Annotated in this window: 13 protein-coding genes; 8 read left to right on the forward strand and 5 right to left on the reverse strand. The window is 67.4% G+C overall.

What is annotated here, in order from left to right:
• Positions 1-6 precede the first annotated feature (6 nt).
• From uxaC to AC3ANK_RS02160, 4 genes are all read right to left on the reverse strand, one after another.
• Positions 7-1,422, reverse strand: a complete 1,416-nt coding sequence (gene uxaC / locus AC3ANK_RS02145; protein ID WP_484172017.1) for a glucuronate isomerase — start codon at positions 1,420-1,422, stop codon at positions 7-9.
• Between the two features lie 95 nt (positions 1,423-1,517).
• A complete protein-coding gene (locus AC3ANK_RS02150; protein WP_484172018.1) occupies positions 1,518-4,412 on the reverse strand; it encodes a glycosyl hydrolase 115 family protein in 2,895 nt (964 codons plus the stop codon).
• Positions 4,409-5,398, reverse strand: coding sequence for an endo-1,4-beta-xylanase (locus tag AC3ANK_RS02155; RefSeq protein WP_484172920.1), 990 nt, complete (start codon positions 5,396-5,398; stop codon positions 4,409-4,411). Before AC3ANK_RS02155 ends, AC3ANK_RS02150 begins: the two co-directional genes overlap by 4 nt.
• A 52-nt stretch (positions 5,399-5,450) precedes the next feature.
• Entirely contained in the window at positions 5,451-6,749 is a 1,299-nt protein-coding gene (locus tag AC3ANK_RS02160) for an MFS transporter (protein WP_484172019.1), read from the reverse strand.
• A gap of 411 nt (positions 6,750-7,160) precedes the next feature.
• Between AC3ANK_RS02160 and AC3ANK_RS02165 the strand changes: the two genes are divergently transcribed.
• The 7 genes from AC3ANK_RS02165 (at position 7,161) to AC3ANK_RS02195 (ending at position 15,954) form a co-directional block, all read left to right on the forward strand.
• Positions 7,161-10,040, forward strand: a complete 2,880-nt coding sequence (locus AC3ANK_RS02165; protein ID WP_484172020.1) for a TonB-dependent receptor — start codon at positions 7,161-7,163, stop codon at positions 10,038-10,040.
• A 124-nt stretch (positions 10,041-10,164) separates the two neighbouring features.
• Positions 10,165-11,646: an MFS transporter gene (locus AC3ANK_RS02170; protein ID WP_484172021.1), complete on the forward strand. Its 1,482-nt coding sequence runs from the start codon at positions 10,165-10,167 to the stop codon at positions 11,644-11,646.
• A 20-nt stretch (positions 11,647-11,666) separates the two neighbouring features.
• Entirely contained in the window at positions 11,667-12,683 is a 1,017-nt protein-coding gene (locus AC3ANK_RS02175) for a glycoside hydrolase family 43 protein (protein WP_206860180.1), read from the forward strand.
• A complete protein-coding gene (locus tag AC3ANK_RS02180; protein ID WP_206860179.1) occupies positions 12,673-13,485 on the forward strand; it encodes an aldose 1-epimerase in 813 nt (270 codons plus the stop codon). Before AC3ANK_RS02175 ends, AC3ANK_RS02180 begins: the two co-directional genes overlap by 11 nt.
• 293 nt (positions 13,486-13,778) lie before the next feature.
• Positions 13,779-14,633: a flagellar motor stator protein MotA gene (motA, locus tag AC3ANK_RS02185; RefSeq protein ID WP_206860178.1), complete on the forward strand. Its 855-nt coding sequence runs from the start codon at positions 13,779-13,781 to the stop codon at positions 14,631-14,633.
• A 1-nt stretch (position 14,634) separates the two neighbouring features.
• On the forward strand, positions 14,635-15,624 hold the full coding sequence (motB, locus tag AC3ANK_RS02190) for a flagellar motor protein MotB (RefSeq protein ID WP_484172022.1): 990 nt from the start codon (positions 14,635-14,637) through the stop codon (positions 15,622-15,624).
• Between the two features lie 120 nt (positions 15,625-15,744).
• A complete protein-coding gene (locus AC3ANK_RS02195; protein ID WP_206860176.1) occupies positions 15,745-15,954 on the forward strand; it encodes a dodecin in 210 nt (69 codons plus the stop codon).
• Positions 15,955-16,199: 245 nt separating this feature from the next.
• Here the strand turns inward: AC3ANK_RS02195 and AC3ANK_RS02200 are convergent, their stop codons facing one another.
• Positions 16,200-16,976, reverse strand: a complete 777-nt coding sequence (locus tag AC3ANK_RS02200) for a response regulator transcription factor (protein WP_484172023.1) — start codon at positions 16,974-16,976, stop codon at positions 16,200-16,202.
• Positions 16,977-17,127: 151 nt separating this feature from the next.
• Here AC3ANK_RS02200 and AC3ANK_RS02205 point away from each other — a divergent pair, with 151 nt between their 5' ends.
• Entirely contained in the window at positions 17,128-17,508 is a 381-nt protein-coding gene (locus AC3ANK_RS02205; RefSeq protein WP_206860174.1) for a VOC family protein, read from the forward strand.
• The last annotated feature ends 4 nt before the right edge of the window (positions 17,509-17,512 follow it).

Consider the following 17,512-nt stretch of genomic DNA (forward strand, 5'->3'; position numbering starts at 1 on the left):
TCCTCGTTACAGGCGGTACGCCTGCTTCGGCAGCCGGTATGCGAGATCCCGCGCGACTTCGACGGCCTCGTCCTCGTCCATGCGATGTTCGGCGACGAGCTTCGCCAGGAACGCGCAATCGATGCGGCGCGCGACGTCGTGCCGCGCCGGGATCGACAGGAACGCGCGCGTGTCGTCGTTGAAGCCGATGGTGTTGTAGAAGCCGCCGCTCGCCAGCGTCTGTTCGCGGAAGCGCCACATGCCTTCCGGCGCGTCGTGGAACCACCATGCCGGTCCGAGTAACAGCGTCGGATAGTGCCCGGCCAGCGGCGCGAGCTCGCGGCTGTAGGTGCTTTCGTCCAGCGTGAACACGATGACGGTCAGGCGCGGATCGTTGCCGAAGCGGTCGAGCAGCGGCTTCAGCGCGTGCACGTACTCGGTGCGCAGCGGGATGTCGGCGCCCTTGTCGCGGCCATAACGCGCGAACAGCCCCGCGTTGTGGTTGCGGAAGCAGCCCGGATGGATCTGCATGACGAGCCCGTCGTCCAGGCTCATCTTCGCCATCTCGGTGAGGACCTGCGCGCGGAACAGCTCCGCCTGCGCCGGCGTCGCCGTGCCGCGGATCATCACGTCGAACAGCTTGCGCGCCTCGTCGTCCGGGAGATCGGCGGTCGCGGCGGTCGGGTGCCCGTGATCGGTCGAGGTCGCGCCCATGCGCTTGAAGAAGTCGCGGCGCTGGCGATGCGCGCGCAGGTAGCCGTCCCACGTGTACACGTTCTCGCCGGTGATGTCGCCGAAGCGCTGCAACGCGGACGGAAACTGCTCGTGTTCGGGATCGACCACGGGATCGGGGCGATATGCGGTGATGACGCGGCCCTTCCAGCCGCTGTCGAGAATGGCCTGATGGTGTTCGAGCGTTTCCAGCGGCGATTCGGTGGTGGCGATCACCTCGATGTTGAAGCGATCGAACAGCGCACGCGGCGTGAACTGCGGCGTCTGCAACGCTTCGGTGATGCGATCGTAGCAGGCGTCGGCCGTGGTTTCGTCGAGCCGCTGGCGCAGGCCGAACACCTCGTAGAACACGTGGTTGAGCCACATCGACGACGGCGTGCCACGGAACAGGTGGAAGTTGCGCGCGAACACGCGCCACGCGGCGCGCGGATCGACGTTCGCACGCGAACCGTCCGCACGTGGAATGCCGAGCTCGTCCAGCGACACGCCCTGGCTGTAGAGCATGCGGAACACGTAATGATCCGGGACCAGCAGCAGTTCGGTCGCGTTGGCGAACGGTGCATTCGTCGCGAACCACGCGGGGTCGGTGTGGCCGTGCGGGCTCACGATCGGAAGCATCGCGACTTCGCGATGAAGGCGTCGCGCGATGCCGCGCGTGGCGGCATCGCCCGGGAAGAGGCGGTCTTGGTGAAGGTGGAGGGGATGGGTCATCGTCGGGATGCTCGTGGCGCGTTGTGCGGATCGTCATTCCCGCCGCAGCGGGAATCCAGTGGTTTGCTGCGAAGGAATCGTGCGGACATCGTCGTTCACAAGCGCGGGCTCTCCGGCGCGCCCAGGTAACCCGATCGTGCACCATCGCGCGCGATTTCCACGCGTTGCAGCACCACGCCCGGGTCGACGCGCCAGATCCGCAGCGTATGCGCGCCCGCCTTCGCACGGTGTCGCGAGGTTCCGACGTACACGCTGTCGCTCACCGCGCGGGTCCAGGCGCCGAAATCGGCGTGACCCGGCGTCGGGTCGGACTTCACGGTGACGATCGTCGGAGCATCGCGATCGATCGACACGGCGTAGCGCGGGCCGCCGCGATGCTGGACATCCAGGGTCGGCGACATCACCAGGCGCACGTCGAAGTCGCCGTCGCGGGTCAGGTGCACGGGATACTCGAGCCACGCGCCTTGCGCGTCCGTCGTGCCGGCGGGTGCGGTCACCGGGAAGGAGGTTACGCCGGACAAGGTGCGGCCCAGGTTGGGGATCGTGCGCCATTCGACGCCGCCGTTCGCGACCGCGCGCCCGTAGTGCGCCGCTTCGATCGCGATGCGGCCCTCGCTTTCGACGAAGCCGGTGATCGCCTTCGCGTCGGCGGGGTTCTCGACAGGAACGTCGATCGACACGCGCGTGCCTTCATCGCCGCGCAGTGAGATGCGTGCGGTATGCGTGCCGGGAGGAACCGCGTTCCAGTCGATATCGACGCGAAGCGCGCGATCGTCGGTGACGTCACCGCTCGCCGGGGTGACGCGGAGCCACGGCTCCGAAGCCTGTGCCTCGAATCGGAATGGCGTCGTGCCGCGATTGAACAGCTTGATCTCGCGTGCCTTCGCGGCGAAGGGATCGAGCGGCGGAAGCGCGGCGGTCTTCTTCGCGCCGGGCCACGCCGCCGTGTCCCCTTCGATCGCCACGCCCATCGACGCGGCCGTCTTCGGCGCAACGCTCGACAGCGCCGGCATGAGGTTGCGCTCCGGCTGCTGCCAGCCGGTGTAGCCGATGCGTGGCTGCGACATCATGTGGACCCACTTGCCGCCGGCGATGTCCTGCTCGTACACGCGCGCCAGTTCCGCGTCGCGTTCGAACAGGCGACGCGCCAGCTCCGCCTGCGTATTCGCCGACGCGCGTCCCTGCTTCGCGTACAACCGGTTGCGGCCCACGGCGACGTACATCGCGGTGAGGTTCGCGCTGGCGGCCACCGGATACTCGACCAGCTGGTAATAGGCATCGCGGTACGGCGGCCCGAGTTTCGCGCCGATCGCCCGCGCGCGCTCGACCAGCGCGTTCCAGTCGGCGACGACGCGCCTGGCTTCGTGGTCGTGCACGAGGCTGAAGGTGTCGGGCGAGAGCAGCTCCGGCTTGCGGCGCGCGTTGTACTGCGTGTAGCGCGTGAGGAGTTCGCCGATGTCCTGCGCGTGCTGCGCGCCGAACTGCTCGGCGGCCCAGCGGGACGGATAGCGTTCCAGATCGTCGAGCCCGAACGCCTCCGGCTTCCACGCATGGTCGAGGAAGAACGAGATCGGGAACTCCATCGGCTTCAGGTCGCCGACGTTGACGATCCACAACCGCCGCGCGCCGTACGCGTAGGCGAGATGCATCTGCTCCCACGTGCGCTCGATCTGCGTCGTGTTGAGCCATTTGTAGTTGCGCGGCCCGCCGACGTAATCGAAGTGGTAGTACACGCCGTAACCGCCACCGCGCGTTTCGCCGGGCTTCGGAAGGCGGCGGATGTTGCCCCAGTTGTCGTCGGCGAACAGCAGCGTGACATCGTCCGGCACCTTCATGCCGGCGTCGAAGTAATCCTGCACTTCCTTGTAGAGCGCCCACACCTGCGGCGTGTCTTCCGGTGGTTTCCCGGTGATGTCGCGCAGGATGTCGCGCTGGTCGGAAACGATGGTTTGCAGCAGTTCGATCGCCGTGCCCTGCGTCATCGGCTCGTCGCCGTCGCCGCGCATGCCGAGCGTCACCACGCTTTCGTTCGTGCCCATGCGCGCGATGCCCTCGCGCCAGAACGCGCGCAGCGTGTCGGCGTTCTTCGTGTAGTCCCACGGCCCCTTGCCATGGCGCTCCCATTCGACGTGCGCGCGCATCATCGGTTCGTGATGGCTGGTGCCGATCACGATGCCGTACTCGTCGGCGAGTCGCGGACTTCGCGGATCGTCGTCGGCGAAGGCGCGGCCCCACATCGCCGGCCACAGGTAGTTGCCCTTCAGGCGCAGCACGAGCTCGAACACGCGTTCGTAGAACCGGTGGTTCGGCCCGCCGTAGGTGGTCTTCATCCAGCCGCCGAGCGCGGGGTCCTCGTCGTTGAGGAAGATGCCGCGATAACGCACCTGCGGTGCGTCGACGAAGCGGCCCGGCGCGATGTAACGCGTTTCGCGCGGTTGCACGGGGACGTCGGCCCACCAGTTCCACGGCGACACGCCCAGGCGGCGCGAGAGTTCGTAGAGACCGAAGATCGTGCCGCGCTTGTCGGCGCCGGCGACGACCAGTGCGCGATCGATACCGGGCTCGGGGCGCTCGACGACCTGCAGCAGGTAACCTTCCCACGTGCCTGCGACGCCGGTCGTGTCGAGCTTCCTCGCCGCGACGATGCGATCGATGCGCGGACTGCGCCCGAGCGTGCCGGCGATGATCGCGGTCTTCGTCGGCTTCGCGTCGCCGCGCGTGCCGGCGATCTTCGCGAGATCCCCTTCGAGATCACGCGCGGCGCGCAGCACGCCCGCGAAATCCGCTTCGTCGACGATCACGCGCGCGACGCGCCCGTGATCGACGAGCGCGAGCGCGCCGGTGACCGCGTTGTCACAGATGGCGGCGGGTTGGGCGCAGTCTTCCGATGCGATCGCCGGCGCTGCGATGCCCAGCAGCAGGACGACCGCAGCGCAGCCGCGTACCAGCCGTGCCCGATCGCGGCGTGCCTTTCGCGCAGGAACCCTCATTGCGCCGGCTTCGCCGCCGTCCCGCGCACGTATTCGCGCAGCCACTGCAACGCCGGACGCTCGCTGCCGTCCTTGCGCACCAGGTACGCCTTCTCCTTCTGCCGCCACAGGCCCGGGCGGAAGCCCCACAGCGTCACGCCCTTCACCGCCGGATGTTCCCAGAACACCGGGAAAATCCGCTTGTAATCGGCCAGCTGCTGCTCGTCGGTCGGACCGTCGATGTCGAGTTCGGTGACGTAGATCGGCAGGCCGCTTTCCGCCAGCAGGTCGAGGTTCGCCTTGTGCACCGACATCGGCACGTCCGGCGTCGTCGCGAATGCATGGCCCTGCACGCCGATGCCGTCGACCAGGTTGTCGCGGCGCAGCAGGTCGATGATCTCGCGATAGCGCTTCGTCGCGTCTGGCTTGTTGGTGATGTTGTAGTCGTTGATCAGCAGCTTCGCGTTCGGGAAGTGCCTGCGCGCGAGGCGATAGGATTCGACGATCCAGTCCCAGCCGCTCGCGCCGCTGCCGCCGAGTGCTTCGATGTAGTTGCCGCCGCCCTTGTCGTCCTTGTTCGGCGGATCGTTGAGCGGCTCGTTGACGACTTCGACGTAGTCCAGGTCCGGATAGCGCTGCGCCACCGCCGCGAACCATTCCTCGATCTCCTCGCGCTGCTCGGCGACGGGGAGCTTCTCGATCCATTCCGGCTGCTGGTTGCCCCACACCATCACGTGCATCTGGAAGGGCAGGTGGTGGTCCTTCGCGATGCGGTACGCCTCGTCGAGGCCGCGCCAGTCCATGCGGTCGCGGCGCTTTTCCACTTCGCCCCACTTGCCGGCGTTTTCCGGCGTGACCTTGTTCCAGTAGATCGCGAAATCCTTCGCCTGCGGCTTGCTGTACGCGCTGCCGAGGAACTTCGCGTTGCCGGCGGCGAGCGCGGTGGCGTCGGTCCGCTGCGCGAAGGCCGGCAGCGCGAGCGCGGCGCCGATCAGCGCGAAGAGCATGGTTTGACGGTGTTTCATGCGTTTCCCCCTACGGAAAGTGGAATGCGGAACGTCAGCCGGCGGACACCTTCCCGAGCGCGGCGGGCTGCAGTTTCGGCACCAGCAGGTGCACGACCGCGAGCGCGAGCAGGTATGCGCAGCCGGCGATCAGGAAGATGCGCGCGTAGCTGCCGGTGGATTCCAGCTGCGCGCCGGTGAAGACCGACATCAGCATGCCGCCGACCGCGCCGGCGAAACCGCCGATGCCGACCACGGAAGCCACCGCGTGGCGCGGGAACATGTCCGACGGCAGCGTGAACACGTTCGCCGACCACCCCTGGTGGCCGGCCATCGCCAGGCCGATCAGTGCCACGGCGACCCACAGGTTGTCGACCTGCGTGACCAGCACGATCGGCGCCACGCACAGCGCGCAGGTGAGCATCGCGCCCTTGCGCGCGCGGTTCACGTCCCAGCCCAGTCGCATGAAACGTCCGGCGAGCCACCCGCCGGCGATGCTGCCGACGTCGGCCATCAGGTACACGACGATCATCGGCAAGCCAATCGTGCTCAGCGACAGCTTGTATTCCGAGGCGAGGAACTTGCCGAGCCAGAACAGGAACAGCCACCACACCGGATCGGTGATGAACTTCGCCGCGACGAACGCCCACGCCTGGCGATGGCGCAGCAACTGCAGCCACGGCACTTTCACCATGGGTTCGGGCGGATCGCTGCGGATGTGCTGCAGCTCCGCCGCGCCGAGCTTGGGCTGGTTCTCCGGCGTGCGATAGGTGAGCAGCCAGCCGGCGAGCCAGGTCGCGCTGAGCACGCCGGTGAACAGGAACGCCGCCTGCCAGCCCCACGTCGCGGCGATGACCGGCACCAGCAGCGGCGCGAGCACCGCGCCGACGTTGGAGCCCGCGTTGAACACGCCCACGGCGAGCGCGCGCTCGCGGCGCGGGAACCATTCGGCGACGGTCTTGATCGCCGCGGGAAAGTTGCCGGCTTCGCCCAGGCCGAGCGCGAAACGCGCGGCGGCGAATCCGACGACGCTGCCGGCGAGTGCGTGCGCCATCGCCGCCACGCTCCACACGCTGATCGCGATGGCGTAGCCGATGCGCGTGCCGAAGCGGTCGATGATCGCGCCGGTGCACAGCAGGCCGATCGCGTATGCCGCCTGGAACGAGGTGACGATGTAGCCGTACTCGATTTCGTTCCAGCCGATTTCGGTCTGCAGGAACGGCGCGAGCACGCCGAGCACCTGGCGGTCGACGTAGTTGATGGTGGTCGCCGCCAGCAGCATCGCGCAGACGCGCCAGCGGTAGTTTCCGACCCGGGTGGTCGCGGGTGCCTGCGGCGTGGCCGTGTCGTTCATGCGGCAGGAATCCGTGCGCGATCGCTCGCGGCGGGGACGTGTGGGGCGGGGACGTGGGGCATGGGCGCGGGGTCCTCCTGCACGCTGCGCAGGTGTGTGTGGAAGGTGAAAAGTGGTAGCGCTATCACGGCGAGCGTACCGCGCGGGCAACCGGCCGGGGTCGACACCCCATATCCAACCTTCTTTCCGGGCGTAACGTCATGCTGCGCTGCGACAAACTCGCCTTGCAGGCCTGCGGAATTTCATGTCGCACCGCAGCGTGCGGGGAAAAAATGGTAGCGCTACCATCCGGCGCACTTGTGCGGCCTGCCTTCGTGGCGGGGATCACCGGGTCACAAGGGTTCCAAACACAAAAACGAGTGCGGCGAACCCGAAGGGATGGCCGCGTACCAGAAACGGGAGGGGAGTACGGTGCAGAAGCAGATCGCAAGAAACGCGCTGTCGCGCGCGTTGGGCCTGGCGCTGTTCGGTTTGGCCAGCTCGACGGCATTCGCGCAGGCGCAGACGGCCACGCCCGCCGCCGACGAGGCGCAGGCGCAGCCGCAGTCCACGCAGGAGCAGGTGACCGAACTCGATCGCGTCGTCGCGACCGGCTTCCGCCAGAGCCTTGAGTACTCCACGCTCGCCAAGCGCGAATCGACCGGCTTCGTCGATGCCATCTACGCCGAGGACATCGGCAAGTTCCCCGACGTGAACATCGCCGAGTCGCTGGCCCGCATCCCGGGCATCCAGCTGAACCGCGACGTCAACGGCGAAGGCCTCAACATCGCCATCCGCGGCCTGCCCAGCAGCTTCACCAAGACGACCATCAACGGTCAGTCGGTCGCGACGGCCTCCATCGGCCTGGACGCGCAGAACGCGAATCGCGAAGTCGACCTGAACCTGTTCCCGACCGAATTCTTCACGCAGCTGAAGGTGTACAAGTCGCCGACGGCGGCGCAGCCCGAGGGCGGCGCGTCGGGCGTGGTCGACATGCGCAACGTGCGGCCGTTCGACAACCCCGAATCGCAGGTCACCTACTCGCTGCAGGGCGACTACAACGACCTCAGCGAGAAGACCAGCCCGCGCGGCACCGTGATCGGCAGCTGGTTGAACGAGGACAAGACCTTCGGCGTGCTGGTGGGCCTGACCTCGCAGCGCGGCCACATCGGCGTGGAAGGCTACGAGACGATCGGCTGGACGAATCCGAACCTGACCAACGCGCAGTGCTTCGACGGCGGTGCGGGCGACACGTTCCCCGAGATGGGCGCGCCCTGCAACACCACCGGCGGCAATGGCTGGCGCATTCCCGATTCCATCCCGTCCCGCCCGGGCGAGACGATCGACGCGCAATGGCTGCGCGACCACAACCCGGGCCTGACCAACGCGCAGATCGGCGAAGCGCTGATCCCGCGCCTCGGCCGCCCGGTGCACATGTCCGGCGATCGCGACCGCGATGCGTTCCTGGCTTCGGTGCAGTGGCGTCCGAACGAGAACCTCGAGGTGTACGCCGACGTCCTGTACACCGACGCGCACCGCACCAACGACCGCATCGACATCAACCTGATCGGCCGCAACGGCGCGATGGTTCCCACGAACATGCAGCTGGACGCGAACAACGTCGTCACCAGCGCCACGTTCGAGAACGCGCAGTACTTCCTCGAAGCCCGCCCGTACACCGAGGACGTGAAGTACTGGCAGTTCACGCCGGGGTTCACGTTCTACTTCGATGAGGACGTCAAGCTCGACGTGCAGGCCAGCGTGAGCCGCAGCTGGATGTTCCGCGACTCGCCGACGATCCTGTTCAACTCGCCGGTCACCACCGTGCAGTACCAGAACAACGGCGACCTCCCGACCACGCAGAGCGGCCTGGACCTCAACGATCCGAACATCGGCTGGACCTGGACCGGCGGTCGCGTGTGGGCGCAGAACGAGAAGCGCGTGACCACCACCGGCGGCCTGAACACGAGCCTCCAGCTGGGCGACGACCGCAACAACGTCACCTTCGGCATCGCCTACGACGAGAACTCCCGCTCGATCGTCGGCTTCGGCGACACCGGCACGAACTGGCAGCCGTACGCGTTCTCGCAGGTGCCCGACGCGGCGCTGCCGAACTACCTCAGGCCGGGTCCCGCCGGCTTCGTGACCGTCGATTTCGACCGCTTCATGGCCGACACGAACTACGCCTTCTACCGCGACTCGGCGGCCGAGGCGAACAACGCCAACACCAGCGCGCCGACCGGCGGTTTCGATGAGGCCAACACCGCGGCCTTCATCATGATCAACGGCGAGTCCGAGGTCTGGCATCGAAACCTGCGCTTCAACATGGGCGTGCGTTACGCGAAGACCGACCAGGACATCAGCGGCCCGGTCACCATCGGCGGCGTGCGCGAGTGGCAGACGCTGACCAGCGACTACAACGAATGGCTGCCGTCGTTCAGCGCGGCGTGGGACGTCGCCGAAGACGTGGTGCTGCGCACCTCGGCCTCGCGCACGATGACGCGTCCGAACCCGAGCTCGATGCTGCCGGCGACGACCTTCAGCGACATCTCGGCGCAGGTGGCGACGCAGGGCAACCCGGACCTGACCCCGTACACCTCGACCAACTTCGACATCGGCGGCGAGTGGTATACCGGCGGTGAGGGCTTCGTCGGCCTGACGCTGTTCAACAAGCGCATCAAGGGCTACACCTACCAGGGCGTGGTCACCCGTCCGTTCACCGACCTGGGCATTCCGTTCGAAGACCTGGTCGACGCGCAGCAGCAGGCGATCAACTCGCGCGGCGGCCCGGACGTCGCGACGGTGAACGTGCAGCAGCAGGTCAACGCCGACGCGGAACTCGAGATCAATGGCTGGGAAGCGATCTGGGTGCAGCCGCTGAGCTTCGTGCTCGACGGCCTGGGCTTCATGGGCAACTTCTCGAAGATCGACCTGTCGACCATCGGCAAGGACGCGGCGGCGCTGTCGAGCAACGTCTACGGCCTGTCGCCGACGATGTGGAACGCGACCATCTACTGGGAGAACGACGTCGCCCAGGCGCGCCTGTCGTACAACTGGCAGGAAGGTTCCGCGGCCAGCGGTGCGAACCAGCAGGGCATCCCGTTCGCGCAGCTGTTCGGCGAGGACCGCGGCCAGCTCGACCTGTCCAGCAGCTACACGCTGGTCAACGTGAAGTCCAAGCCGCAGATCTTCTTCAACGTGACCAACATCCTGGACGAGGAGCGCCGTTCCTACTTCGCCTTCGAGAACGCGGTCAACGACATGTACGATTTCGGCACCACGTACACGATCGGCGTTCGCGGCACGTTCTGACGCGGTAATCCCTCCCCCGCGCGAGCGGGGGAGGGTGGAACCAACCCGGCCCGTCCAGTGCAGCGCACCGGGCGGGCCGTGGTGTATATGAAGCGCAGCGGTACGGCGCCCACCAAAGGTGATCATGAACAGCACTTCCGAAACGTTGTCGGTCACCGAGAAGATCGGCTACAGCCTCGGCGACCTCGCCGCGAACCTGATCTTCCAGACGCTGGTGACGTTCCTGGCGTTCTTCTACACCGACGTGTACCGCATCCCCGCGGCCACGGCGGCCACCATCATCTTCATCGGCGGCATCCTCGGCGCGTTCGTGTTCACGCCGGTCGTGGGCATCGCCGCCGACCGCACCAATACGCGCTGGGGCAAGTTCCGTCCGTGGATCCTGTGGACGGCGATTCCGTTCGGCGTGTTCTCGCTGCTGGCCTTCAGCACGCCCGACCTCGCGCCCGGCGCGAAGGTCGCCTACGCGATGGGCACCTACGCGCTGCTGGTGATGATCTACGCGGCCAACAACCTGCCGTACTCGGCGCTCAGCGGCGTGCTCACCGGCAACATGGCGCAGCGCAACAGCCTGTCGGCGTACCGCTTCGTCGCGGTGATGGTCGCGCAGTTCATCATCCAGGCGTTGCTGCTGCCGCTGGTGCTGATCCTCGGCGACGGCGACAAGGTGCGCGGCTTCCACAACACGATGATGCTGTTCGCGATCGTCGGCACGGTGTTCTTCCTGGTCACCTTCTTCACGACGACCGAGCGCATCGTCCCCGCGCCGGAGCAGAAATCCAGCGTGAAGCAGGACCTGTCCGACCTCGCGCGCAACCGCCCATGGGTGGTGATGCTGATGCTCACCATCCTGGTGTTCATGACGCTCGCGCTGAAGGGCGGCATGTACGTGTACTACTTCAAGTACTACCTGAGCGAGCCGCACCTGGCCGGCTTCCTCGACGAGGTCGGCTTCAACGGCTTCATCGCGGGACTCAACTCGGTGCTCACCGGCATGGGCCTGACCGAGTTCCAGTGGCCGAAGGACGCGCCGACGTCCGCGCTGAGCCTGTTCAACGCCGGCGGCATCATCTTCATGATCTGCGGCATCGGCTTCTCGAAGAAGCTCGCCGACCGCTTCGGCAAGCGCGACGTGTTCGGCGGCGCGCTATTGGTGTCGACGCTGTTCATGCTGGCGTTCCTGCTGTTCCCGCCGCAGGCGACGTGGATCGTGTTCGTCTCGCAGATCCTGCACGGCTTCTTCTACGGCATCACCATCCCGCTGCTGTGGGCGATGATCGCCGACGTCGCGGACTACTCCGAATGGAAGAACCATCGCCGCGCCACCGCGATCATCTTCTCGGCGATGCTGTGCGGACTGAAGATCGGCCTGAGCTTCGGCGGCGCGCTGGTCGCCGGCATCCTCGCGTTCTACGGCTACGACGCCGATGCGGCGGCGCAGTCGGCGCAGACCGTCGACGGCATCCGCCTGGCGGTGAGCCTGTACGCGTCGCTGCCGTTCCTGGTGTGCGTGGTGCTGCTGTTCCTGTACGAGATCAACAAGCCGATGGAATCGCGCATCGAGCAGGAGCTCAACGCGCGACGACTGAACGCCGCCTCGGCCTGATCGACACCGGAGATTCCCCCATGACCGACCTTTCGCAGAACCAGGACCTGGGCGCCATCGCCGCCAGGGCGATCTCGCAGCCGCTGGTCACGCACATCTACACCGCCGATCCGTCGGCGCACGTGTTCGAGGGCAAGCTGTACATCTATCCCTCGCACGACATCGACGCGGGCATTCCGTTCGACGACGAGGGCTCGCACTTCGGCATGGAGGACTACCACGTCCTGCGCATGGATTCGCCCGACGGCGAAGCCATCGACTGCGGCGTCGCGCTGCACGTGCGCGACGTGAAGTGGGCGCAGCGGCAGATGTGGGCGCCGGATGCGGCGACGAAGGACGGCAAGTACTACCTGTACTTCCCGGCCAAGCGCAGCGACGGCGTGTTCCAGATCGGCGTGGCGGTCGGCGATCGTCCCGAAGGCCCGTTCGTGCCGCAGCCCGAAGCCATCCAGGGCAGTTACTCGATCGATCCGGCGGTGTTCACCGACGAGGACGGCGAGAGTTACATGTACTTCGGCGGCCTGTGGGGCGGGCAGCTGCAGAAGTACCGCGACAACGTGCGCAGTGACGCGCACGCCGAACCCGCCGACGACGAGCCCGCGCTCGGCCCGAAGGTCGCGCGCCTGCGCGGCGACATGCTGGAGTTCGCCGAGGCGCCGCGCGAGGTGGTGATCCTCGACGGGAACGGCCAGCCGCTGAAGGCCGGCGATCACGACCGCCGTTTCTTCGAGGCGTCGTGGGTGCACAGGTTCGGCGGGAAGTATTACTTCTCGTATTCCACCGGCAACACGCATTACCTGTGCTACGCGACCGGTGACAGCCCGTACGGGCCGTTCACGTACCAGGGCCGCATCCTCACGCCGGTGGTGGGCTGGACCACGCACCATTCCATCGTCGAGTTCGATGGGCAGTGGTTCCTCTTCTATCACGACTCGATCCTGTCGGGCGGCGTCACGCACCTGCGTTCGATCAAGGTCGCGCCGCTGCATCACGACGCCGACGGCCGCATCCGCACCATCGATCCCTATGGCGCGTGACGCCGCGACCGCGCGGCTCGAACCGGGCCCGCTGCTGACGCTGACGAACGGCGCGATGTCGGTCGAGGTCGCGCCGCAGGCGGGCGGACGCATCGCGCAGGTCCGCGTGGAGGGTATCGAACAGCTGGCCGGTTTCAGCGACGACAACGCGTCGATGCTGGCGTGGGGTTCGTACCCGATGGTGCCGTGGGCTGGACGCGTGCGGCGCGGCGCGTTCGATTTCGAAGGCGCGTCGTTCCGGCTTCCGGTCAACCTGGGCGCGCACGCGATCCACGGCGTCGGTTTCGCCCTGCCGTGGCGCGTGGATTCGCAGTCGGCGCACCGCGTCGAACTCTCGCTCGCGATGCCGACGGACGAGCGTTGGCCGTTCGGCGGGATCGCACGGCAACGCATCGAGGTCGAAGAGCGCGGCATGCGCATGACGCTGTCTGCGACCGCGGGCGCGCGCGCGATGCCGGCGGAACTGGGCTGGCATCCGTGGTTCCTCAAACCTGAACGCGTCGAGTTCGCGCCCAGCGCCTGGTATCCGCGCGACGGGGCCGGCATGGCGACGCGCCCGCTCGCGCCGCCGCCTCCGGGGCCCTGGGACGATTGTTTCCTGAACGATGCGCCGGTCGTCCTGCATCGAGGCGGCCAGCGCGTCACGCTGACGTCGGACTGCGCGCACTGGGTCGTCTACGACATGCCCGAGCGCACGACCTGCGTCGAACCGCAGAGCGGGCCGCCGGACGCGTTCAATCTGGAGCCGCGCAGGCTGGCCCCGGGCGAGACGCTGGAGCGGTGGTTTCGCCTGGTCTGGTGAGTGCTTCCGTCAGGCCCACCCGACTCCCTCCCCTGCGTGCAGGGGAGGGAAGACGTGCACAGCGCCGCAGCCTGAACGAAGGCGATTGAAAGCGAAGCAAGGGCACCAGCCGCATCATCGCATCGCACGTCCCGCCCCTCACCCCAACTCCTTCTCCCGGAGGGAGAGCGGCTCGAGAACAGGAATGCGACACCCATCAACCTGTCGGCATTGCGCGCCTCAACCTGTCGGCATTCCGCGCCTCAACCTTCCCGACGCAGCGCCGTTATCCCCTTCGAAGTTTGGGGCGGCTCATGTTCATCATCATCGGTTTCATCGTCGTAATCGGCAGCGTTCTGGGTGGTTTCGTTCTGTCGCACGGCAAGCTGGGCGCCCTGTGGCAACCCTACGAGCTGCTGATCATCGGCGGCGCGGCCGTGGGCGCGTTCCTCGTGGCCAATCCGCTGAAGGTCGTGAAGGCCTGCGTGGGCGGCATTCCGCGCCTGCTCAAGGGCTCGCACTACAAGAAGGCCGACTACGTCGACATCCTCGCCATGCTCTACGACGTGCTCATGAAGGCGCGCCGCGAGGGCATGATGGCGATCGAGCGCGACGTGGACGAACCGGCGTCCAGCGAGCTGTTCCAGAAATACCCGAAGCTGCTCGCCGACACGCGCCTGATGGAATTCACCACCGACTGCCTGCGCCTGATGGTCAGCGGCAATTTCGAGGCGCACGAACTCGAGCAGGTGCTCGACATCGAACTCGAAACCCACAGCAAGGAGGCCGCCGAGCCCGCGCACGCGCTGCAGGTGCTGGCCGACTCGCTGCCGGGCTTCGGCATCGTCGCGGCGGTGCTGGGCATCGTGATCACGATGGCGTCCATCGGCGGCGAAGCCGCGGAAATCGGCCATCACGTGGCCGCCGCGCTGGTCGGCACCTTCCTCGGCATCCTGCTGGGCTACGGCTTCGTCGGCCCGCTCGCGGCGGCGATGCACCACCACGCGCAGGAAGAAGCCAAGGCGTTCGAGATCATCAAGATGGCGCTGGTGTCGAGCCTGCGCGGCTACGCGCCGAGTGTGGCGGTGGAGTTCGCGCGCAAGCTGCTGTTCTCCGACATGCGGCCGGCGTTCGCCGACCTCGACGCGCACCTGCGCGGAAAGCGCTGACATGGCCGCCAATCGCGAACGGCCGGTGATCATCCTGCGGCCGGTCAAGCGCGTGGCCGCGGGGCACCACGGCGGCGCGTGGAAGGTCGCGTACGCGGACTTCGTGACCGCGATGATGGCGTTCTTCCTGGTGATGTGGATCGTCGGCATCACCGACAAGCAGCAGCGCGCCGCGATTTCGGAATACTTCAAGAATCCCAGCGCCGTCGTCGGCCAGTCGCTCAAGCCCGCGCCCGGCGCGAACGGTCCGGGCGGCGCGGCCGACCGGCTGATTCCGACCACCAGCGCGGTCGCCGTCGCCGGCGGCCACGGGGCGGAATTCGGTGCGCGCGAGCCGATGAAGATCTCGCCGAAACAGGCGAAGGACCTCGCGCGCGAGGAAGAACGCCGGCGCCTGGAAGAACTGAAGCGCACGCTGGAAGCGGCGGTCGAACGCAGCCAGGCGCTGGCGCCGTTCAAGGACCAGCTGCTGATCGACCTCACGCCGGAAGGCCTGCGCATCCAGATCGTCGATCGCCTCAACCGCCCGATGTTCGACACCGCGAGCGCGCGGCTGAAGCACTACGCGCACACCCTCCTGGGCGAGATGGGCGGGCTGCTCAACGACGGCCACCATCGCATCGCGCTCGGCGGCCACACCGACGAGGTGCCGTACCACTCGGGCGGCGCCTACGGAAACTGGGAACTGTCGGCCGAGCGCGCGAACGCCGCGCGTCGCGCGCTGGTGCAGGGCGGGCTGGACGAGGGCCGCATCTCGCGCGTGGTCGGCCTGGCGGCGTCGGTGCCGTTCGATCGCAACGATCCGTTCGCGCCGGTGAACCGCCGCATCAGCATCGTGGTGCTGAACCCGGAAGCGGGCAACGTGCCGCCCGCGGACAGCCTGCCGGGCACCGCGCCGGGCCATGGCGCGCCGGCGCCGGGTGCGATGCCGGAGGTCGGGCCGACGCGCGTCGCGAAGACGGCCGGCGAAGCGGAACGCGGGAACGGCTAGCGCGGACGTCGCGGGCGGAACCGCGGCGTCGAGGCCGGCTCACGGGCACGTGACGGCCGGGGACTATGATCGGCCGGCGCGCGCCGCGCGGACGTCCGACTTCCTCCACGGAGAACTCCCATGAGCGAGCATGTCTACAAGCACCTCGAGCTGACCGGCTCGTCGAAGACCAGCACCGACGACGCCATCCGCCGCGCGATCGAACGCGCTTCGCAGACGGTGCGCAACATCAAGTGGTTCTGCGTGCAGGACGTGCGCGGGCACGTCGAGGACGGCCAGGTGGCGCACTGGCAGGTGACGATCAAGGTGGGGTTTACGTTGGAGGAGTGAGGGAGTGGTGGTTGAGGGGCTGTCGTCTTCCACCTTCAACTTCTCGTCCCGGCGAAGGCCGGGATCCGGGCGGATGGCCTTTCCGTCATCGGCAATGTCATCCAGCGAAAGCTGGAATGCATCCTGGTTTTCGCGGGATCGGAAAGAGCAAACGCGCGGCGCTGTGATGCGCCGGCGGTTCGACGTGCCTACTTCGTTGCCCCTTACCCCAACCCCTCTCCCGGAGGGAGAGGGGCTCAAACAACTCAATGCGCGCCGGCCACCGCCGGCTGCTGCGCCGCATAGCGATTCTGCGAAACCGCCGGCACGCTTTCGCGCGGCGCCTGCGAATCGGACAAATCCGCGACCTTGTATCCCGCCGTCTGCATCGTATGCAGCAGCGGATTGTCGAACGGCCGGTCGATGGTCTTGCGCAGGTTGTACAGGTGGCTGCGCAGCGTGTCCGAGTCGGGCGATTCGCCCTTCCAGATCTCGCGCTCGATCTCCTGCCGCGACACCACGCGCGGCGATTCGCGCATCAGGATGCTCAGCAGCTGGAAACCCGTCGGCGACAGATGCAGTTCCAGGCCGGCGCGGTGCACCGTCATCGCTTCCGGATCGAGCACCAGGTCGGCCACGCGCAGCACGCCGCCGCCCATCGCCTTGCGCCCGCGGCGAATCAGCACGGCGACGCGCGCTTCCAGCTCCTGGATCGCGAATGGCTTGGTCAGGTAATCGTCCGCACCGGCTTCAAGGCCCGTGACCTTGTCGTCGAGCGTGTCGCGCGCGGTGAGCATCAGGATCGGCGTGGAGCGGCGCTGCTCGGCGCGGATGCGCCGGCACACGTCCAGCCCATCCAGGCGCGGCAGCGAGCGGTCCAGGATGATCGCGTCGTAGGTGTTCTCCGCGGTGAGTCGCAGCGCGTCGGCGCCGTCGCGGGCGAAGTCGACCTCGTAGCCGCGCGCTTCGAGGAACTCGCCGACCATCTCCGCGATCGCCATGTGGTCCTCGACGATGAGGATCAGTCCGCCGGCCGCTTTCATGGTGTCTCCTTCACTAACGTGGGAATTCGATCAGTGAAGGCTGCGAATCCCGTCGTGAAAGCAACGTGAGCGCAAACCCCCGCGTACACGCAACCGCGACGCGACGCACGGTTCACCGCGTGCTGATCGACGCGCCGATACAGTGGCGTTCATGCATCGGAGCCGGCTCGGGCAGATCGTCATCGACTGCAACGGCGACCTGGAGCGCGCCGCGGCGTTCTGGTCGGCGGCGCTCGGCCATCGCGCCACGCCGCTTCCCGATCCGCAGGACGCGCATTACCGCCAGCTCGATACGGCGCCGGAACAGCCGAACATCCTGCTGCAACGCGTGGATCATGCCAGCCGCGTTCATCTGGACGTCGAGACCACCGACGTGGAAGCCGAAGTGCGGCGGCTGGAGGCGCTCGGCGCGCGGCGCGTCGCGCAGGTGCGCACGTGGTGGGTGATGGAGGCGCCGACCGGCCACCGCTTCTGCGTGCTGCGCCCACAACGCCCGGGCCTCGCCGAACACGGCCACGCGTGGGGCGATTGAGCGC

Source organism: Lysobacter sp. SCRH-1R (assembly GCF_057747855.1).